We start from the raw sequence: 20713 nt of genomic DNA, 5'->3' as shown, positions 1-20713 counted from the left end.
ATGGGACTATGCCAAGGCTGGGGCTCATTGGGCGCCAGTAATGGGCAAAACAAAGACCGATAACATCCCAGTGGATGTTTATATCCAGTTTGTGCGCTCGTTGTTCGACAACGCGCATATGCTGGTGATCGGCGCGCTTTGCCACGCCACGATCAGCCTCATGGTCTACTGGCGCCACGGCCAACCTATTTTCCTGGCTCTCGCCGGCACGCTGCTCGGCATCGGCGTCTGGCGTTACTTCAGCCTGCGGCGGTTCCACCGCTCGGGCGGTGAGATCCGGGACGCCGCCGATGCAACGAAGTGGGAGCGCGAATACATCCTGAAGGGTAGCCTTCAAGGGCTGTTGCTGGGGTTCTTCTGCTTCATTTCCATTTATGTCTACTCGGATTCCTATGCCGAGATCGGGGCGCTGTCGGTGACGATGGCCTCCCTGGTGACTGTCGTCGGCCGAAATTACGGCTCGCCGCGCATGGTCATGATCTTCGCGGTCACCTTCGTCGGGCCGATCGCCGCGGCGCTCATTCTCAGGTTCGACTTGCCCTATGTCGTGCTGGGCCTGCTGATCATCCCCTTCATGTTCATCATCAAGGGCAGCGCCGACCACGTCCGCAATGTGCTGTTTTCGGCCGTTGTCGGACACAAGCAGGCGAGGCAGATCGCGCAGCGCTTCAACCGCGCCCTCAACACCATGTCGCATGGCCTGGTCATGCTCGGCCCGGACGGCAAGGTGGTTGTCGGCAACGCCGAGGCCGCCCGTCTCATGTCGCTGAAATCGCCCGACCAGTTGCTCGGGCGGTCGATCCATTCACTGCTGCTGCGCGGCGTTGCCGGCGGCATGCTGGCACCGAAGGACTGCCGCTATGTCGAGGCGCAGCTGACGCGTGCCTTGCGCGAGGGGCGCGACCGCAAGGTGCTGGTTTCCTTTTCCAATGGCCAGCACTTTGAATTCTCCGCCCGCGAAGGCAACCAGGAATTGGGCGTCATCACCTTTGAAGACGTGACGGCGCGTGTCGAGACGGAGGAAAAAATCCGTTTCATGGCGCGCTACGACAACCTCACCGGCCTGCCGAACCGCGCCTATTTCCACGAATTGGTCGGCGAATTGATGGCCTCCGGCGAGCGCGACCGCTTGTGCGGCCTGGCGGTGGTCGACCTCGACGATTTCAAGAGCGTCAACGACACGCTCGGCCATCCTGTAGGCGATGGGCTGATCTATGCCGTAGCGGAACGGCTCGCGGCGATCGCCGGGCAAGGCATCACCGTCAGCCGCTTCGGCGGCGACGAATTCATGATGTTCTTCGATCGCGTCGAGGACGAAAGCCATCTCGCCAGCCTGCTCGACCAGATTTTCGCCGACCTGCAGGGCGAAGTCGACGTCGCCGGCCATGGCTTGCGGATCCAGGCCAGCGCCGGCGCGGTGCTGTCGAAGGTCGAGGGGACCGACGTCGACGCCATGATCGTCAAGGCGGACCTGGCGCTCTACAAGGCCAAGGAGCTCGGCAAGAACGGCTGGCGGCTGTTCGAGGCGGCGATGGATGCCGCGTTCCGCAACCGTCAGCTGATGAAGGCGGATCTGCGCACCGCCGTGGAAAGCAAGAACCTGCGGGTCGTCTATCAGCCGATCGTGGCCATGAAGACCATGCGCATCGCCAGCTGCGAGGCGCTCTGCCGCTGGGACCATCCCGATCTCGGGCCGATTTCGCCCGGCGTCTTCATCCCGCTGGCCGAGGAGATGGGCATCATTTCCGAGATCAGCACTTTCGTGCTCCAGGCGGCCTGCGCCGAATGCGCCAAATGGCCTGACCAGACCAGCGTCTCGGTCAACCTTTCCGCCAGGGATTTCCGCAATGGCGATGTCATCCAGAAGGTCCGCGACGCGTTGGCCAGTTCAGGCCTTGCCGCCGGCCGGCTGGAGATCGAAGTCACCGAAACCGCGCTGCTCGACGACAAGTCGCAGACGCGTCAATATATCGAGGAACTGAAGCGGCTTGGCGTGCGCATCGCCCTCGATGATTTCGGCACCGGCTATTCCAGCCTGAGCTATCTCCACAAGCTGCCTCTAGACAAGATCAAGATCGACCGCTCTTTCGTGATGGATGTTACCCAGAATCCACGCTCGCTCGAGCTGTTGAAGGGCGTCGTCGACCTGGCCCGTATCCTGGGTCTCACCGTCACCATCGAAGGCGTCGAGACATTCGAGCAGCTCAAGATCCTGCTGCATTCGGTGAAACCGGATCTTGTCCAGGGCTTCCTCTTCGGCGCCGCACTCAGCGCGTCGGGCATCGAAACCATGTCCAATGTGACCTGGCCTTTCGCCGCCGAATTGCAGCCGGTCGCCAAGCGCGCCGCCCCCTGAAATCCAGTCGTCAAGACCCAGATCTTCCGGTGGCCGCAATTTACCATTTGTTAACGTTAATTTAGGGTAAACGCAAAAGCTCGGAATTTTGCTTCTGGTTCCTTCTGTGCTTCGCTATTGTCGTTATGCGGCGGTGCGAGGACAGAATGGAAAACAAGTTGTTGGGTACGCCCGTGGCGGCGACTGCGGGCAAGGACAAGAATAGCCCCTCAGTGTTTTCAGATCACGTCATGGATGTTCTGGAGCATGTGGAGTATCGCCTTTGCGATGGCGCCGAGGATCTAGAGGCGATCTATAGGCTGCGCTATAATTCCTATCTTCACGCCGGCATGGTGAAGCCGGATGCCTCCCGCATGGTGAAGGACGACTTCGACGACCTGCCCAATTCATACCGCTTCGGCGTCTTCTTCGACGGCGCGCTCGTCAGCACCATCAGAATCCACTACGCCAGCGCGAGATATCCAGTGTCGCCCAGCACCGATGTTTTCGGCGACGTGCTGGCGCGGCGACTGGCGACTGGCGAGACTTTCGTCGATCCAAGCCGGTTCGCGGCCGATCTTGAGTGGTCGAGCAGCTTGCGCGTGCTGCCGTATGTCACTCTCAGGCTGGCGGTGGTTGCTTGCAGCCATTTCAAGCCGACCTATTGCCTGACGGCGATCAAGGAAGAGCACTCCGCCTTCTATCATCGCATCTTCCGATCGGAGCAGGCGGTGCCTCCGCGAAATTATCCTGGTCTCACCGTCCCCGTGCATCTCTTCCAGTCGAAGTGCTCCGAGAACATGCAGGCGACGCTGGATCGCTTTCCGTTCTTCAACTCGACGGCGTTCGAGCAACGCATGCTCTTCCAGCGCCCCGGCAGGGGCGAGCTGGCACCGCTGACCATCTTGCCCACCGCCAAGTACTTCGAAGCAGCCTGATTTCACGCGCTTTGGCCGCGTCCTCGGGCATGTGCTCGCTCTGAACCGGTTTCGGCTTTTGAGCAATGTCCATCACGATGGAGCTTTCCCAGCGTGAAGGCGTTGTATAGGGCGACATCGCCGTAAGTTGGTGGGCATCGCTTCTGGAAAGGACCCGACATGCATATTTCCCAGCTCGCGCTCACGCCGCTTATCTCGCTGATCGCCGGCGTGCTGATCCTCATCATGCCGCGGCTGCTGAACTACATCGTCGCGCTCTATCTGATCGTCGTCGGATTGCTCGGTCTTTTCCCGCACCTCGCCGGCTGAGGCCGCCGATCAAGCCTGGCGCGAAGGCTGTCCCTCGCCGGGATACGCCCGCAGTTTCAATTTTCCCTTGAGGCAGTTGTCGGTCGCGATGCGGCAATAGCGCCATTGCCCTCGGCCCGGCTTTTCGCTATGTGCCTGAAAGATGTCTTCGAAGGGGTATTCCTATGGCTGATCACTCGCCGACCGGTCCTGTCGAACTGGGCGCGAAGATGGACTATGCCGAGCATGACCGCACCTATGCGGGCTTTCTCATGCTGGCTAAATACGGGTCGCTTTTCTGCGGCGCGCTTCTTCTGGCGATGGCTTTCGGCTTCTTCGCTGGCGGCTTCTTCTCGGCGCTTATCCTGTTCTTCCTGATCATGGCCGCCGGCGCCTTCATTCTGCGATAGACCTTCCAAAACCCCGTTGCCATTGACGTCGCCGGATGTTCCGGCCGACACTTTGCGCAAACAGGTTCCAGCCGAAAGGATCATGCGGTGGGACAGACGGTTTTCATCCCTCGTGAGCTTGACGCGAACGAGCCGCGTGTCGCGGCCTCGCCCGATACGGTCAAGCGGCTGGCGGGGCTCGGCTTCGATGTGATTGTCGAAACCGGCGCCGGCACGAGGTCGCGCATCCCCGACGAGGAGTTTGCCAAGGCTGGTGCTGCCATCGGCAAAGCCTCTGATGTCGCCAAGGCCGATGTCGTGCTGAAGGTTCGCCGGCCGACGGATGCCGAGCTCAAGAGTTACAAATCCGGCGCCGCCGTGATCGCCATCATGGATCCTTACGGCAATGACGCCGCCGTGGCGGCCCTGGCCAAGGCCGGTGTCACCGCCTTCTCGATGGAATTCATGCCGCGCATCACCCGCGCCCAATCGATGGACGTGTTGTCCTCGCAGGCAAACCTTGCCGGCTACCAGGCAGTGATCGACGGCGCTTCGGAATATGATCGCGCCTTGCCGATGATGATGACGGCGGCGGGCACCGTGCCGGCGGCCAAGGTGTTCATCATGGGTGTCGGCGTCGCCGGCCTGCAGGCGATCGCCACGGCGCGTCGTCTCGGCGCGGTCGTCACCGCCACCGACGTGCGCCCTGCCGCCAAGGAACAGGTCGCTTCGCTCGGCGCGAAATTCCTGGCCGTCGAGGATGACGAGTTCAAGGCCGCGGAAACCGCGGGCGGTTACGCCAAGGAAATGTCGAAGGAATACCAGGCCAAGCAGGCGGCGCTCACCGCCGAGCACATCGCCAAGCAGGACATCGTCATCACCACGGCGCTGATCCCCGGCCGTCCGGCGCCGAAGCTGGTCTCTGCGGCGATGGTCGCCTCGATGAAGCCCGGCTCGGTGCTCGTCGATCTCGCCGTCGAGCGCGGCGGTAATGTCGAAGGTGCTGAGCCAGGCAAGGTCGTCACCACGGCCAACAATGTGAAGATCGTCGGCCACCTCAATGTGCCGGGCCGCGTCGCCGCATCAGCCTCGCTGCTCTATGCCAAGAACCTGTTCGCTTTCCTCGAGACGCTGGTCGACAAGACCACGAAGACGCTTGCCATCAATCGGGATGACGACCTGGTCAAGGCGACGATGCTGACCGACGGCGGCAAGGTTGTTCATCCGGCCTTCGCCAAGGCCGACCAGCAGCCTCATGTCGAGCCGGCCGCGATCCCGGCCACGACCATGGTCGCCGATGCTTCCACGCCTGCCGCGCCGAAAAAGGCCGCGCCCAGGAAAACCGCCGCATCCAAGTCGCCCTCGCCCAAGTCGAAAGGGACCGCGTGATGGATCAGACCTTGCAGAAAGCCCTCGACCAGCTCGATCAGGCAAGTGCTGCCGTCCGGCTGGCGGTGCAGAACCTGGCAAATGCTCCAGGCGGTGCCGAAGCGGCGGGTGATGCCGCGCACGCACTCTCCGGCGGCGCCATTGATCCCTTCGTCTTCCGTTTCGCCATCTTCGTGCTGGCGATCTTCGTCGGCTACTACGTGGTCTGGTCGGTGACCCCCGCTTTGCACACGCCGCTGATGGCCGTCACCAACGCCATCTCGTCGGTCATCGTCGTCGGCGCGCTGCTGGCTGTCGGCATTGCTGCCTCCGGCGTTGCCGCCGGTTTCGGCTTCGTCGCCCTGATGCTGGTTTCGGTCAACATCTTCGGCGGCTTCCTCGTCACCCAGCGCATGCTGGCCATGTACAAGAAGAAGGACAAGTGACGTGACCGTCAATCTCGCTTCCTTCCTCTACCTCGTCTCCGGCATCCTGTTCATCCTGGCGTTGCGCGGCCTGTCGCATCCGACCACCAGCCGCCAGGGCAATCTCTACGGCATGATCGGCATGGGCATCGCCATCGCCACCACGCTGGCACTGGCAACCCCGTCGGCCGGCCGCTTCGGTCTGATCGTGCTGGGCCTCGCCATTGGTGGTGGTGTCGGCGCCGTCACCGCGCGCCGCATCGCCATGACCTCGATGCCGCAGCTGGTCGCCGCCTTCCACTCGCTGGTCGGCCTTGCCGCCGTCATGGTGGCGGCCGCCGCGATCTATGCGCCGGAAAGCTTCGGCATCGGCACGGCGGGCGACATCCATGCCCAGGCCCTGGTCGAAATGAGCCTCGGCGTCGCCATCGGTGCCATCACCTTCACCGGCTCGGTCATCGCCTTCTTGAAGCTCGACGGCCGCATGTCGGGCAAGCCGATCATGATCGGCGGCCGCCATTTCATCAACGCCGCCCTTGGCATCGCGCTTGTCGTGCTGATCGTGCTGCTGGTAACGACCGAATCGAAACTGGTCTTCTGGCTGATCGTCGCCGCCTCGCTGGTGCTCGGCATCCTCCTGATCATCCCGATCGGCGGCGCCGACATGCCGGTCGTCGTCTCGATGCTGAATTCCTACTCGGGCTGGGCCGCCGCGGCACTCGGCTTCACGCTCGGCAATCTGGCGCTGATCATCACCGGCGCGCTGGTCGGCTCCTCCGGCGCCATCCTGTCCTACATCATGTGCAAGGGCATGAACCGAAGCTTCATCTCGGTCATCCTTGGCGGCTTCGGCGGCGAGACGGCCGCTGCGGCGGATGACGGCATCGAGCGCACCGTCAAGCAGGGCTCGGCCGACGATGCGGCGTATCTGATGATGAACGCACAGAAGGTCATTATCGTGCCGGGCTACGGCATGGCGGTCGCCCAGGCGCAGCACGCGCTGCGCGAAATGGCCGACAAGCTCAAGGCCAACGGCGTCGATGTCAAATACGCTATCCACCCGGTTGCCGGCCGCATGCCCGGTCACATGAACGTGCTGCTCGCCGAAGCCAATGTGCCTTACGACGAAGTCTTCGAACTGGAGGACATCAACTCCGAGTTCGCGCAGGCCGACGTCGCCTATGTCATCGGCGCCAATGACGTCACCAATCCTTCGGCTCGCGACGACAAGTCCTCGCCGATCTACGGCATGCCGATCCTCGACGTCGACAAGGCGCGTACCTGCCTGTTCGTCAAGCGCTCGCTCGGCTCCGGCTATGCCGGCATCGACAACACGCTGTTCTACAAGGACGGCACCATGATGCTGCTCGGCGACGCCAAGAAGATGACCGAGGAAATCGTCAAGGCCATGGATCACTGATCCGGCAGCAGCGTTGCGATGCAAAAGCCCGGCAGGTGCCGGGCTTTTTTCTTGCAGGCGGGCAGGGCACCGTCAGAACCTGATGTTCAGGTCGGCCCGGAATGCATGATTGCGAGCCTGTTTTGCGATCTGGCCGTTATAGGCTAGGGCAAGCGTCGCGCCGGGGGTAACGGCAAGGTCGAGTCCAGCTTCGGCGATGGCGCTATCGCTGGCGATCGGAGCCCCGGCGATAGTGAAGGCGGACGAGCCTGCGAAAGCCTGGGTGATCGTCGGCGTCGTATCGCCATAGGCATGCTGCCAGCCGATTGTGCCGCGCGCGGTGGCTTTCAGGCCGCCAATGGCGAAGTCGCCGGAAGCGCGCAGCCCCAATGTGGTAAAGGTGACGTCGTTGGAGCCGCCCTCCACGGCCAGAGCGGCAGCGCCTCCCGTCTCATGGAAGCCGCTGGTACCCAGGTTGACATAGGCGAGGTTGGCGAAGGGCTCGAACCCGATGCCGCCTGCCTTGATGGTGTAGCCGAACTCGCCGAAGGCCTGGCTTGTGCCTGCCCGGTAGTTGCCGCTCAGGCTGTCGGTGAAATCGGGGAAGGCGACCGAACGGCCAGTGTCGATGTTGCTCCATGTGTAGGCAAGGCCCGTGCGGAAGGTGAGCGCGCCCCATTCGCCGCCGCCATAGATGCCGAGATGATAATTGTCGCTCGATGCCGAGCCCTGGTCGGTATTGAAGCTGGAATGACTGTAGCCGGCGAGCATGCCGGCGAGCCAGTTGTCGGTGACGAAGCCATCGGCGCCAGTGACGAAGCCACCGGTCGAGTGCGAGAGTTTTGCGGAGTTGCCGTTGCCGTCGATACTGCCCCAGGAGCCGAAGGCCGAACCCCAGGCTGTGAAGCGTTGGGTCGATATAGAGCCGGTAGGCAGGCTCGCATCGTCGCCGTAGGCCATCACCGGCAAGGGCGCCTCGCTCGGGTTCGCAAAAGCCGACTGCAGCCGGTTGTCGATCGCATCGCGCAGTTTCTGGCTGTCCGCGATCAGGCCGGTCGCGGTCGAGCCGTGGATTTCGCCTGACAGCCCGTTGAATGCCGCACGCGCCTCGTCGGCCGACAGAAACAGCAGCTTGTTGTACAATGCCAGCGACGGGCCGCTCTGCTGCAGCGTGTCCAGCGCACCGGCCGTCTCCTTGCTGTTCGGGCCGTCGGCGACACCGGCAAAGGACACGCCTTTCACGGCGATCTTGAGGTCGACGCTGTCGGTGTCCTGCGAAAGCTGCCCGAACAGGAAGGCCGAGTTGGACAGCACGACCGGATCGAAGCTGCCCTCGACGCCGCCGTCGGCGGTCAGGATCGTGTAGGTCTTGCCCGTCGTATAGCTGGTCTGGCTGTCCAGCGCCTTCACTTCGACCTTGCCGCCGCCAAGCGTCGCCTTGCCGCCGGCAGCGATCCTGTCGCTCGAGCCGTTGCCGGCAAGCTCGACCGCGAAGATCGATCCTGCTGTCATCGTCACATCCCCGTTCACCGTCAGCGTGCCGATGGAATTGCCCGGCGCGGCCGTGCCTCCGGCGTTGACCGTCAGTGCGCCGATCGTGCCGATGCCGCCGAGTGCTCCACCGTTGTTGACGGTCACGGCACCGGCGAGGCTGGCGCCGGCATGGCTGTCGTCGCCGACGATCAGCTTGCCGCCGCTCACCACGGTTTCGCCGGTATAGGTGTTGATGCCGTTGAGTGTCAGCGTGCCGCCCTCGAGTGCCAGCTGACCACCCGATGCGGCCGAGGCGCAGCTTGCTCCGTCCGTGCCGCAGTCGCTGATCGACCCGCCGAAGACGCCATTCGCATTGGTCACATGCAATTTGGTGCCGCCGAGATAGACAGCGCCGCCGCCTGTCAGCGACTTGACCGATACGCCCGCCGTTGCCGTGCTTGCCGAAACGTCGAGGACGCCATCGGCTGCGATTCCGCTCGAGGTGGCCAGGCCGCCGTCACCCGAGAGGCGGAGCGTGCCGCCATTCTCGATCGTGGTGGACCCGGTGAAGCTGTTGATTCCCCACAGGTCCAGCAAGGCGCCATCGGCCACCACCAGGCTGCCACCGGTCCCGTTGCCCAGACCGCCGTCCTGGATCTCGCCCGCGAACTGGGAATTGCCGGTAACCGTCAGGGTCTTTGCGCCAAGGGCGACAATGGAGCTTCCTGCAAGGTCGCCAATGCCATTGACGCTGGTGTTGGTGTCGGCCTGCGAAATGTCCAGGGTTGCGCCGCCCTTGCCGAAGCTGATGGCGGCCGAATCGGCTATTGAGCCTTTGCCCTTGATGGCCAGCGTCGCACCGCCATCGATGAACGTCGTACCCGTATAGGTGTTCTCACCCGACAGGGTCAGCGTGCCGCCGGCGATCTCCAACTGGCCGAGAAGCCCGCTGTCGCTGATCGTTCCGGCGAATTCGGATCCCGCATTGCCGATGATGAGACGCTTGGCTCCGAGATAGACAGCGCCGGAAGACGACCCCGCGAGATCGACGATGGTCGAGCTGGTGGAGATCGTTCCCGAGATATCGAACGTGCCATCTTCGACTGTGACTTTGGAATTGGCGATGCCGCCGGCATGGCTGAGAGCAAGCGTGCCGCCTTCGATCCTGGTGGCGCCGGAATAGGATTGGCTGCTCTTCAGGGTGAATGTTCCGGTACCGGTCTTGGTCAACCCCGTCGTGGCGTGCGCGCCGTCCTCGATCAGGCCTTCGAAATCGGTGGAGGAGTTGTCGCCGCCGATGGTCAGTATCGCGTTGGTCGTGCCGCCATTGGTGAGCGTTCCCTGGCCCGTCAGCGAGCCGGCTTCCTGATCGAATCCGCCGAGATCCAGCGTCGCGCCGCTGTCCACGGAAAACGCGCTGCTGGCGGAGAAGGCGCCGGCAATGCCTGCCGCCAACGTGCCGCCGCTGATTGTCGTCGTGCCGGAGTAGCTGTTTTGCCCACCGAGCGTCACGGTGCCGGTCGTGGATTTTTCGAGCTTGCCTGTTCCGGTCAATGCCGCCGAGATCGCTCCCGCCTGCAGGTCGAAAATTCCCGAAGAACTCAACGTGCCGTTCTCGATCGAGCCCCCGGCCAGGGACACGCCGCCATCCTGTGTCTGGGTCGTGCCGCCGAGGTCGAGTGTTCCGCCGTTCACGGCAAGGCTGTTGGTGGTAGCCCCCAGTGTTCCGCCGCCGCTGATCTTCAGCGTGCCGCCGCTGACACTGGTTCCACCGGTATAGCTGTTGGCACCGGACAGCACCTGTGTGCCGCCGCCGGTCTTGGCGAGTTTCAGGGAGCCACCGCCGCTGCCATCCTCGATACTGCCGGAAAAGGTCGCCGTGCCGCTCGTCGCGCCAAGCGTCAGCGTGGCGTTTGTCGCCGCGCCGTTGGAGACACTACCGCCGCCTGCCGATCCGTCGTCCGAGAGCGACGCGACCGTGTTCGAAAATCCATTGAGCTGCAGTTCGGCGCCGCTCGCGATCGAGAACGCGGAACTGGCCGACAGCGCCGAGGTCGACAGCGCCTGGACGATGCCGGATTTGATGACCGTGTTTGCGGAATAGGTGTTGGAGCCGGCGAGGTCGGTTGTCCCCGAGCCCAGGAAGGTCAGTGTGCCGCCCCCGCTCGTGGCGTCCGTGATGTTCCCGTTCAGCCCGAAAATGTTGCCGTTGTTGTCGATGGATCCGCCCTTGGCGGTCAGCGCGATATCGTTGGCGACGGTGAAGGATCCGCCCGCCTGCAAGGTGGCGCCGTCCAGGGTCACATCGCCGGTGCCAAGCGCCGAGGACACGATCGCGCCGTGGCTGCCGACGGTGTCGACGCCGACGACGATCGTGCCGGCGCTGATCAGCGTGCCGCCCGAATAGGTGTTCGCGCCCGAGAGCGTCAGAGCGCCGGCGCCGGTCTTCTCCAGCGAGAAGGAACCGCCGGATTCGGAAATTGCTCCTGACTGTTCGGCCGAGCCGGTGTCGACGTTGAGCTTGGTGCCGTCGGCGTCGAGTTCGATCGGGTTGGCGACGGTGATGCCGTCGGCATAGTCGATGGTGGCGCCCAGTGCGGTGATGGTGCCCGTGCCCGCCGCGTTGCTGTTGCCGAGGCGAACCCTGCTCTGGACCGACATGCCGCCGGCGAAGGTGTTGGCGCCGTTCAGCACAACCGTGCCGCCTGTGATCGCGATCGCCGCGCCGCAGCTCGGGCCGACCACGCAGCCCGCGCCATAGCTCTGGCCGGTAGGCAGGCTCGACTGGCTGTCGTCCGCGATCGTGCCGTTGATGGTGAGTGTCCCGATCGGATTGAAGGTGGTCACAGTGCCCGACATCAGGAAAAGATCGCCGCCGGCGCCCGCGCCGGCTGTATACCCACTCCCGCCGGTGGCGGTGCCGCCCTCGAACGAGCCGTCGGCAATGGTGATGGAGGCGCCGGAACGCACGAAAACGGCGCCGCCGAAACCAGCGCCGCCGCCACCCGACTGGTAGGCATACCCGCCGCCGGCGCCGGGGGTGCCGGGACCGCGCATGTAGCCATAACCGCCGCCTGCGCCGCCGCCGAAGCCGCCATTGCCGCCGTTGCCCCACGCGCCCATGCCGCCGCCGCCGCCGCCGAAGCCGCCACTGCCGGCGACACCGAAGCTGGTGGTGTCGCCGCCGCCGCCGCCGAAGTCGCCGCCGTTGCCGGCACGGCCGGAGTCCGACGCGCCGCCGCCACCGCCGCCTTCCGTGCCATCGCTGTTGGGGTTGCCGCCCATGCCGGTCGGCAGTCCGCCGCCGCCGCCATTGGGGCCGGCGCCGCCATTGATGCCGCCGCCCTGGCCCGCTCCATTGGAGCCACCGTAGCCGCCGGGGCCGGTGCCGCCAACGGACGGCGGGCTGCCATAAAGTGCTACGGGAGCGCCGCCGCCGCCGCTGTAACCGCCGCCGCCGCCGCCTGAACTCTGACCGCCCCCGCCGCCACCGCCACCCAGTCCGCCGCCGCCACCGCCGCCGGATGTTCCGCCACCCGGCACACGGACGCCGCCATTGCCGCCGGTGGCACTGTTGTCGGCGAAGTCGACATTGGCGATCGTCAGCGAGCCGTTGTTGACGAAGATCGCGCCGCCGGCACCCATGCCGCCGCCACCGCCCGCGCCACCGCCGTCATAACTGGCGCCATTGCCATTGCCGCCATCGCCGCCCTTGGCCGCGCCGCCTTTCAGCGTGACGTTTTCGATCGACACAGCCGGCATGGCATCCTTGCTGTCGAGGAAGAAGATGCGGTTGTTGCCTTGCGCATCGATCGTGTGGCCCTGGCCGTCGATGGAAATGTTGGTCAATACGGGCGGCAGCAGCGTTGTGCCGAGCGCGATGTCGTTCTGCAGGATTATCCGGTCGCCGCTCGACGCATTGCTGATCGCGCTGGAGAGGCCGGCGGCATCGCTGACCATGATATCGGCGGCTCTCGCCTGGGCCTGCAGGCCAACCAGCGCCGTGCATGCCATAAGAGAACGGAAAAGGATTGAAGTGGTGGTATTCGGCAAGACCCTGTCTCTCCATGCTGACAGGGATCATTCAGATAGCCCAAATTTTTGCCAACGCCACCAAGATGTTGAGGGTCGCCGAACCCCTCCCAAAAATAGTCAGGTGGTGGACTTCATGGTTGCTGGAAGCAACCCCCGCTGTTTCAAGCAAAGGAGCACGGCGTTGCCGCCGTGCCCTGATCTACCGGAACTGCCCTGAACTGCGGCAGGGATGGCGGTTCAGCGGCTGGTCAGGAAAACCGCTTCCTCTTCGTCGCGCTGCCTGCCGCCGAGGGCCGCGGCGGCGCTGGCGATGAAGGCGCCGATGACCAGCGACAAAGCGCCGAGCAAGGCAAAGGTCGCGCTGCCCTTCCGGGCGGTGTCGGCCGCTTGCTTGGCCTTGACCTTGGCGTCTTCGACCTTGGCGACCATTGCATCGACACGCGCCTTGGCGTCGGCCTCCGAAAGACCGGTGCGGGCAGCAACCAGTTGCGACAGATAAGTCTTGTCGTCGGCCGAAATCTCGCCCGCCGCGGCGCTGGCGACCAGGATGCGCGAGGCCTGCCCGACCGCGGCAGCGTCGCTGTCTGGATTGGCTCCCGCGAGCTTGGCCGGATCGGCCGGACGGAAGAGCGAATCCACCAGATAGGAAGTCGCATTGTTGGCCGACGCGCCACCGGCATTGGCGGAGGCGCCAGCCGAAGCACCCATGGCAGCGCCCGACGCCACCGTGGAGACCGCCTGCACGCCGGAACCAAGTGCCGCCGAGAGCGCCGAGCCAAGCACGCCGACGACGAGCAAGGTGGCCAATGCCCAGGCGAGGAAACCGTGCGCTGTGTCACGGAAATAGACCTCGTCGGTGTGGATCCCGACCCATTTGGTGCGCAGGCGTCCGGCAAGATAGCCGCCGACGCCGGAGGAAAGCCACTGCACGACGATCAGCCAGATCGCTGTCGACACAGCGAAGGTGGTGATCGAAGCGCCGGACCCCGACCATGGCGAAACCATGCTGAGCCCAAGCCCGGAGCCAAGCAGCATGAGGATGAAAGTCAGCGTCGAGGCCGCGAAGGCACCGGCAATGATAGGGCCCCAGCTGACGGCTGTAGCGGAGGATTCTTCTGAGGAGGATAGGTCGATAGCCGGTAAGGTGGGCTGCATCAACGCCCCCTACCGTACGAACAGCATGATGAGAATGATGATCGGAATCGGAATGCCGAGCAACCAGAGCAAAATGCCACGTCCCATGAAGGCCTCCTGTGAGAAACTGTGATCGATGTTGTCACAATGTCCCGGGAGGACTTCCGTTCCGGCAGGCTATAAAATGATTTTGTTTGCCGGCGATGGAACAATTCGGAGCGCCGCTTCGCACAAATGCCTCAAGCGATCATGTTGTTGTGATTTGACCCATAGGCCGAGCCGGGCAAAAGCGGAAATCCGGCTTCGTCCTTGCCTCTCACAAGTCTCGCTGGATCCGACCGTCAGTCCTACGAATTTTCTTCGAACTGCCTTGCCGAGCAGGAAGACAAATGACTCCAAGGAAATTCCAGAAGAAGCAAAAAGCAAAGGCCCGGCGCATTTGGGCCCCAGTCAGCCGGCCGCGCTCAGCAATTTTCGCCGGCCTTGTCTTGTTCTCTGGTCTGTTTATCGGGGCCTGGATTCCTGCCGCCGCGGCCGGCACACCGATTGGCGCGCCGTCGGCCAGTTCAGCCGCCGAAGACACCGCGCATTCTCCAGTGGGCTTCGAAGCCGTGCGCGTTCCCAATGGCGGCGAACCGCCGTTGGCCGCCGGCATCTGGTACCCGACTTCGGCCGAGCCGCGCGATGTGCCGCTGGGAAGCTTTACCCAGCACGTCGCGCCTTCGGGGCCGCCAAAGGGCCATACGCTGCCACTCATCGTGATTTCGCATGGCGGCGGCGGATCCTATGCCGGCCACTATGATACGGCGATCGCCTTGGCGAAAGCCGGGTTCATCGTCGCCGCGGTCAGCCATGCCGGCGATACTTTCGACGACCAGAGCAAGGTGCTGATGCCATGGCGCCGGCCAGCCCAGCTAAGCCGGCTGATCGATTTCATGCTGAAGGACTGGCAGGCGCACGCCGACATCGATCCCCAGCGCATCGGCGCCTTCGGATTCTCGAATGGCGGCTTCACCGTGCTCGTCGAAGCGGGCGGAATACCCGACCTCGACAAGATCGACCCATACTGCGCGGAAAATCCTCGGCACGATCTTTGCACTGCGCTGGCCAAGGCGGGGGTCCATTCTGTTGCAAAAACGGTCCTAACACCGCCGGATGCGTGGAAGCCGGATCGGCGGATCCGCGCCATCGCGGCTGCCGCGCCGGCGTTCGGCTTCACCTTTGACCGTACCGGCCTCGCTTCGGTTCAGATCCCGGTGCTCCTGTGGCGCGCGGCCGACGACCGGCATCAGCCCGACCCCTGGTATGAAGAACACCTTCGTTCGGCGCTGCCTCGACCGCCGGAGTATCATGTCGAACCCCTGGCCGGTCACTATGCGTTCTTGCCGCCATGCAGCGCGCAATTGCGCGGCGCGGCCCCCGAGATTTGCATCGACGAACCCGGCTTCGACAGGGCCGCTTTCCATCAGCGCCTGAACGCCGCCCTGGCAAGCTTCTTCAGCGCATCGCTACAGTCTCAAAGCGCGTCGCACTGAAGCGGATTCAGACGACGCGGCCTTGAGTTCTTGTGCATTTCGCTCTGCCCAAACCGCCGTGCGGTTTTGGGTAACATGCATCAAATATCCAGATTGGCGACCGACAGCGCATTGTCCTGGATGAATTCGCGCCGTGGCTCGACTTCGTCGCCCATCAGCCGCGAGAACAGACTGTCGGCATCGGTCGCATCGTTGACCTTGACCTGCAGCAGCGAACGCACATTCGGGTCGAGCGTGGTCTCCCAGAGCTGCTCGGCATTCATCTCGCCGAGACCCTTGTAGCGCTGCATGGTCAGGCCCTTGCGGCCGGTCGCAAAGACCGCGTTGAGCAGCGCCAGCGGCCCCGAAACGGTTTCCGACACATCCTTGCGGCGCAGCACCGGTGGCGTCCCATAGACATCACTGAGGCGTTGCGCGTAGCGGTCTAGCTGCCGGGCGTCGGCCGAATTGATCAGCCCCATGTCGAGATGGGCATATTCCTTGACGCTGCGCACGGTGCGCTCGAAGACATAGCCGCCGCTGCCGTCGTTCGAGGTCGACATGCGGCCGGTCCAGCCGCGCTCGGTGTCCTCGGCGATGATGTCGAGGCGTTGCGCGATCCGCTCCGCCATGGCGTTGGCGCCGCCGAGATCGCCGAAGACCTCGGGGTTGAGCCCGCCGGCGATCGCCGCCTGCTCGACGACGTTGCGGTTGTAGCGTGTGTGCAGGCCGTTGATGAGCTGGCGCACAGCCAGCGCATCGGCCACGGCACTGTGCAGGTCCTGTCCGGTCCGCACTTCACCCGAGCCCAGCGTAAGCGAGGCCTCCTCCAGCCCTGAATCGATCAGGAACTCCTCGAAGGCGCTTTCATTCTTGATGTATTGCGAGCTCTTGCCGCGCGTCACCTTGTAGAGCGGCGGCTGGGCTATGTAGAGATGGCCGCGCTCGATCAACTCCGGCATCTGCCGGAAGAAGAAGGTGAGCAGCAAGGTCCTGATATGGGCGCCGTCGACGTCGGCGTCGGTCATCAGGATGATCTTGTGATAGCGCAGCTTGTCGGCGTTGAACTCGTCCTTGCCGATCGACGTGCCGAGCGCGGTGATCAGCGTGCCGATCATGTCGGACGAGAGCATGCGGTCGAAGCGGGCGCGCTCGACATTGAGGATCTTGCCGCGCAGCGGCAGGATGGCCTGGTTCTGGCGCGAGCGGCCGCCCTTGGCCGAGCCACCGGCCGAGTCACCCTCGACGATGAAGATTTCCGATTTTGCCGGGTCGCGCTCCTGGCAGTCGGCCAGCTTGCCCGGCAGCGAGGTGACGCCGAGCGAGGTCTTGCGGGTGATGTCGCGCGCCTTGCGCGCGGCTTCGCGCGCCGCCGCGGCCTGGATCACCTTCTCGATGACCACCTTGCCTTCCGTCGGATGCTCTTCCAACCAGGTGCCGAGCGCCTCGTTGACCAGCCCCTCGACCACCGGCCGCACTTCCGACGAGACCAGCTTGTCCTTGGTCTGCGAGGAGAATTTCGGGTCGGGAACCTTGACCGACAGCACCGCCGTCAGGCCCTCGCGGCAATCGTCGCCGATCAGCGAGACCTTCTCCTTCTTGGTCTGACCCGAGGATTCGCCATAGCCGGTGATCTGGCGCGTCAGCGCGCCACGGAAGCCGGCCAGATGGGTACCGCCATCGCGTTGCGGGATGTTGTTGGTGAAGGCCAGCACGTTCTCGTGGTAGCTGTCGTTCCACCACATCGCCACTTCGACGGTGATGCCGTCGCGCTCGGCCTTGATGGCGATCGGCTTCTCGATCAGCGGTTTCTTGACCCTGTCGAGATATTTGACGAACTCTTCGAGGCCTCCATCATAGTGCAGTTCATGCCGCACGATGTCGGCGTGACGGGCATCGGTCAGAACGATGCGCACGCCGGAATTGAGGAAGGCGAGTTCGCGCAGCCGGTGCTCCAGCGTGCCGAAGTCGAACTCGACCATGGTGAAGGTCTCGGCCGACGGAAAGAAGGTGATCGAGCTGCCGCTGCGGCCCTCATAGGTGCCTGGCTGCTTGTCCTGCTCGTAGCTGCCCGTCGCCTTCAGCGGCGCATCGGCATTGCCGTGCGTGAAGCTCATCTCGAAGATCTGGCCGTTGCGGCGGATCTTGAGCTTCAGCCATGCCGAAAGGGCGTTGACCACCGAGACGCCGACGCCATGCAGGCCGCCCGACACCTTGTAGGAGTTCTGGTCGAACTTGCCGCCGGCATGCAGCTGCGTCATGATCACTTCGGCGGCCGAAATGCCTTCGCCGGTGTGAATATCGGTCGGAATGCCGCGGCCATTGTCGATTACCGTCACCGAACCATCGGGGTTGAGCGTCACAGTGACGAGATCGGCGTGGCCTGCCAATGCCTCGTCGATGGCGTTGTCGACCACCTCATAGACCATGTGATGCAGGCCGGAACCGTCGTCGGTGTCGCCGATATACATGCCAGGGCGTTTGCGGACAGCATCCAACCCCTTCAAAACCTTGATGGAATCGGCGCCGTATTCGGCCTCGGCGCCGTTGGTGTTCTCGGTCTGGTCGCTCATGAAAACCTATTGTCTAGATGCCGCTTGTACAGCGCGAAAAATCGGCCCCGAATCGCGCGTCTGATATGCACTAGATATAGGCGCTAAAGGCGGTTTTTCCAAGGTTTGCGGGCATTTCCCCGGGGATGAGCCGGCTGTCCATGGCTGGCTCCCGCCGGGCGCTATTTCGCCTTGGCCACGCGCTCCCTGAGAAACTTGATCATGAACTTGTATCGCGGCGCCAGCCGCCCGGTCCGGTCGAGTTCCAGCGTCATGTCGAGCGCCTGGGAAAGTACCGCCTTGGGGTTCTTGGCGACCTGGGCGTAGTCGACCATGGCGACCACCAGGTCGCGCTGCCATGTCGCATTGTCAGGGTCGGACCGGGCAAGCTGCTGGCGGATGTCGAGGCTGTCCTGAAAGGCCTGCCGTGCACCTTTGACGTCGCGCTGCTTGACCTTGAGCATGCCGATCTCGGACAGCGTGATCGACAGGTCGCGTTGCCAGTCGGCATTCGCCGGATCGAGTTTCGCCAGCCTGTCGGCGATGGCGAAACTGTCCATGTAGGCTTTGAGCGCCCCGTTCTGGTCGCCCTGGATGGCGAGAACCCCGGCGACCTTTTCGATGGATACCGAAAGGTCGCGCTGCCAGTCGGTGTTGCTCGGGTCGCCGGCTGCCAGAACGCGGGATATTCGCAGCGCCTCCTGATAGGCGGCCAGTGCCTCCGGCCATTTCTCCTGGTCGCTCAGCGCATTGCCGATCTTGGCGTTGCCGACCGACAGGTCGCGTTTCAACTCGCTGTTGTCGGGATCGCGGCTGACCAGTTGGTCGACGATCGCGTGGCTCGCCTGGTAGGCCGCGAGCGCACCGGCGGCATCGCCGCGTTCACGCTTGAGATCGCCGATCGTCTCATGGCTGACGGAGACGTCGCGCTGGCGCTCGGCATCCCGCGGCTTCTTCTCGGCTAGCGCCAGCCGGATCTTCAGGCTCTCCTCATAGGCCGCCTCGGCATTGTCGAACTGGCCGGTGCTGTGCGCCAGATTGCCGATCTCGTCATAGGTGATGGTCAGGTCGCGTTGCAGGTCGGCGCGTTCGGGTTCGTTGGCGACGAGCTGTTTCTTGATCGACAGGCTTTCCTGATAGACCTGCGAGGCGCCCGCCAGATCGCCTTGCGTCACCAGCACGTTGCCGATCTTGTCGTCGGCCATGGCGAAATCGCCGAACCATGGCAGGCGGCCGGGCTCGGCCGCGGTCAAATCCATGAGCATGGTTCTGGCGGTCCGGTAATTCTCCAGCGCGGCCGGCAGGTCGCCTTGCGCCATCCTGATATTGCCGAGCTTGATATGGCTGACGGCAAAGTCGCGCTTGACGCTCGGATCGGTTTCCCGGGCGGAGCGCAATTCGAGATTGGATACGAGCGCCGAGAAGGCGCGGCCCGCAGCGTCGGTGTTGCCGACAAGCGTGTAGAGCTTGCCGAGTTCGTCCAGGGTGCGGATCTGGCGGTCGGCATCCTCCAGCGCCAATGAGGACTGCCCGGCCTCGCCATAGAGCGAGAGCACCGTTTCATAGTCCTTGATGGCGGTGGCGTAGTCGAGGTCGGCGCGCGCCGCACCGCCCGACAGATAAAGCGTCGCGGCCTCGGACAGGGTGCGGCTGACGAAATTGACCTTCAGCGCCTGGCGCGAGACATTGTCGATGTCGGCTGCCTTGGCGAGAAGGGTGCGGGCGCCATCGAAGGCGCCGAGCGAAAGCTGTTCCTCGGCCTGCCGGCGCAACTCCGCCACCCGCGGGTCGTCGGAGGCGAGCGTCTTCATTTCGCCGCGCACCTTGACGAAGGCGTCGGCAGCCTCGCGCAGCCGGGCGTTCAGGCTGTCGGCGGAGAGATGGCTGGCGTCGGCGCTGATCAGCGCGCCATAGAGCGGCGCCAGCGGCATGTCGGCGTCGCTGGCGATCTGCTCGACCTCGCCGCGCATTTCCGGAGTCACATCGGCCATGGCCAGCAGCAGGCGTTCGCGCTCCGGCAGTTGTTCCTTGGCGGCAGTGGCGAAGAACAGCTTCGGCAGGCCGCTCTCGACATAGGGCAGCTGTTTGCCGCGTGTGAGGTCATAGACCTCCTGCTGCACCAAGGTCAGCACCGAGCGGATCTCGAGCCCGTCCGTGCCGAGATATTTGGTCAGTGCCGTCGTGAAGGGTGAGTTCTGCCCAGTGCCGTCGGCGGCCGTTTCGCCGGGTGCGGCCGAAAAGGCGAACAGGATGTTTTCCGCTCGTCCGACGCGGCCTAGGCCTGGCTTGACCTTTTCGGCGACATCCTTCGCCAGCGAGGTAGCGCCGCGCCCGTCACCGCTGCCCCCCGAGAATGGATCGCTGCGGCAGGCGTCGAGCACGATCAGCCCGACCTTGGCGGTGGCGGCGACGGCGTCGCGCACCTCTTCCAGCGGCAGGCTGGTCTTGTCCAGTTGGTCGAGCGAGGAGGCGTCGACATCGACCGGCAGCAGCCGGTTGTCGCCGGCGATTTCGACGCCATGGCCGGAGAAATAGACCAAGGCCACATCGGCGCCCTTGGTATCCTCGCGAAAATCGTCGAGGGCGCGGCGCATGCGCCTGAGGTCGCGATTGGTTTCGAGCACGACCTCGAAACCGAGTTTCTTCAGCGCCGCTTGCATGGCCTCGCCATCATGGAGGGGATTGGCAAGCGGCCGGACCAGCCGGTAGTCATCCTCGGCGATGACCAGCGCCACGCGCCGTTCCGCGACCGCGGTGGCGGTGGTCGCGAGCATCAGCAGCAAGGCAAACAGCAAACGCAAGTCGAACCGCCCCCGGCTCAGTCCTTTGCCGACCATTCCACCTCTTCATGGCGCGGGCAAGC

At 64.0% G+C, this 20713-nt stretch carries 12 protein-coding genes; 8 read left to right on the top strand and 4 right to left on the bottom strand.

Features of this window, described 5'->3' with window-relative positions:
* Window positions 1–40: 40 nt before the first annotated feature.
* The 7 genes from FJ977_RS07760 to FJ977_RS07730 all read left to right on the top strand — a co-directional run bounded on the left by FJ977_RS07760 (window position 41) and on the right by FJ977_RS07730 (window position 7163).
* The gene (locus tag FJ977_RS07760; RefSeq protein ID WP_140770127.1) at window positions 41–2356 is read left to right on the top strand and encodes an EAL domain-containing protein; all 2316 of its coding nucleotides are present in this window, start codon (window positions 41–43) and stop codon (window positions 2354–2356) included.
* 146 nt (window positions 2357–2502) lie between these two features.
* Window positions 2503–3273: a hypothetical protein gene (locus FJ977_RS07755; RefSeq protein ID WP_140770125.1), complete on the top strand. Its 771-nt coding sequence runs from the start codon at window positions 2503–2505 to the stop codon at window positions 3271–3273.
* Between the two features lie 159 nt (window positions 3274–3432).
* Window positions 3433–3582, top strand: a complete 150-nt coding sequence (locus FJ977_RS07750; protein ID WP_019862764.1) for a DUF3096 domain-containing protein — start codon at window positions 3433–3435, stop codon at window positions 3580–3582.
* Between the two features lie 164 nt (window positions 3583–3746).
* Complete coding sequence (locus tag FJ977_RS07745) at window positions 3747–3971, top strand: aa3-type cytochrome c oxidase subunit IV (protein ID WP_140770124.1); 225 nt, start codon at window positions 3747–3749, stop codon at window positions 3969–3971.
* Window positions 3972–4058: 87 nt separating this feature from the next.
* Window positions 4059–5339: a Re/Si-specific NAD(P)(+) transhydrogenase subunit alpha gene (locus FJ977_RS07740; protein ID WP_140770122.1), complete on the top strand. Its 1281-nt coding sequence runs from the start codon at window positions 4059–4061 to the stop codon at window positions 5337–5339.
* Window positions 5336–5764, top strand: a complete 429-nt coding sequence (locus FJ977_RS07735) for a proton-translocating transhydrogenase family protein (protein ID WP_027023845.1) — start codon at window positions 5336–5338, stop codon at window positions 5762–5764. Before FJ977_RS07740 ends, FJ977_RS07735 begins: the two co-directional genes overlap by 4 nt.
* 1 nt (window position 5765) lies before the next feature.
* Entirely contained in the window at window positions 5766–7163 is a 1398-nt protein-coding gene (locus tag FJ977_RS07730; protein ID WP_056569240.1) for an NAD(P)(+) transhydrogenase (Re/Si-specific) subunit beta, read from the top strand.
* Window positions 7164–7235: 72 nt separating this feature from the next.
* Here FJ977_RS07730 and FJ977_RS36230 read toward each other — a convergent pair whose 3' ends face one another.
* Window positions 7236–12668 carry an autotransporter domain-containing protein gene (locus tag FJ977_RS36230; protein ID WP_281406804.1) on the bottom strand — a complete coding sequence of 1811 codons (5433 nt, stop codon included), beginning with the start codon at window positions 12666–12668 and terminating at the stop codon, window positions 7236–7238.
* A gap of 219 nt (window positions 12669–12887) precedes the next feature.
* Window positions 12888–13805, bottom strand: a complete 918-nt coding sequence (locus FJ977_RS07690; protein ID WP_140770121.1) for a hypothetical protein — start codon at window positions 13803–13805, stop codon at window positions 12888–12890.
* 575 nt (window positions 13806–14380) lie between these two features.
* On the opposite strand from FJ977_RS07690, the gene FJ977_RS07685 reads away from it, so the two are divergent.
* Window positions 14381–15319 (top strand): dienelactone hydrolase, encoded by a 939-nt coding sequence (locus FJ977_RS07685; protein ID WP_246682855.1) that lies wholly within the window; start codon window positions 14381–14383, stop codon window positions 15317–15319.
* Window positions 15320–15399: 80 nt separating this feature from the next.
* Here the strand turns inward: FJ977_RS07685 and gyrB are convergent, their stop codons facing one another.
* Together gyrB and FJ977_RS07675 are read right to left on the bottom strand one after the other, a co-directional pair.
* Window positions 15400–17871 carry a DNA topoisomerase (ATP-hydrolyzing) subunit B gene (gene gyrB / locus FJ977_RS07680; protein WP_140770117.1) on the bottom strand — a complete coding sequence of 824 codons (2472 nt, stop codon included), beginning with the start codon at window positions 17869–17871 and terminating at the stop codon, window positions 15400–15402.
* 161 nt (window positions 17872–18032) lie between these two features.
* A complete protein-coding gene (locus FJ977_RS07675) occupies window positions 18033–20651 on the bottom strand; it encodes a caspase domain-containing protein (RefSeq protein WP_181179704.1) in 2619 nt (872 codons plus the stop codon).
* Between the last annotated feature and the right edge of the window lie 62 nt (window positions 20652–20713).

The organism is Mesorhizobium sp. B2-1-3A (genome assembly GCF_006442655.1).
Lineage (GTDB): Bacteria > Pseudomonadota > Alphaproteobacteria > Rhizobiales > Rhizobiaceae > Mesorhizobium.
This window is presented reverse-complemented; position numbering and strand designations above follow the sequence as displayed.

Excerpts from the sequence above, each read along its gene's own strand:
- FJ977_RS07690 (WP_140770121.1), bottom strand. The coding sequence starts at position 13,805 with ATGCAGCCCACCTTACCGGCTATCGACCTATCCTCCTCAGAAGAATCC.
- FJ977_RS07755 (WP_140770125.1), top strand. The coding sequence starts at position 2,503 with ATGGAAAACAAGTTGTTGGGTACGCCCGTGGCGGCGACTGCGGGCAAG.
- FJ977_RS07750 (WP_019862764.1), top strand. The coding sequence starts at position 3,433 with ATGCATATTTCCCAGCTCGCGCTCACGCCGCTTATCTCGCTGATCGCC.
- FJ977_RS07760 (WP_140770127.1), top strand. The coding sequence starts at position 41 with ATGGGCAAAACAAAGACCGATAACATCCCAGTGGATGTTTATATCCAG.
- FJ977_RS07745 (WP_140770124.1), top strand. The coding sequence starts at position 3,747 with ATGGCTGATCACTCGCCGACCGGTCCTGTCGAACTGGGCGCGAAGATG.
- gyrB (WP_140770117.1), bottom strand. The coding sequence starts at position 17,871 with ATGAGCGACCAGACCGAGAACACCAACGGCGCCGAGGCCGAATACGGC.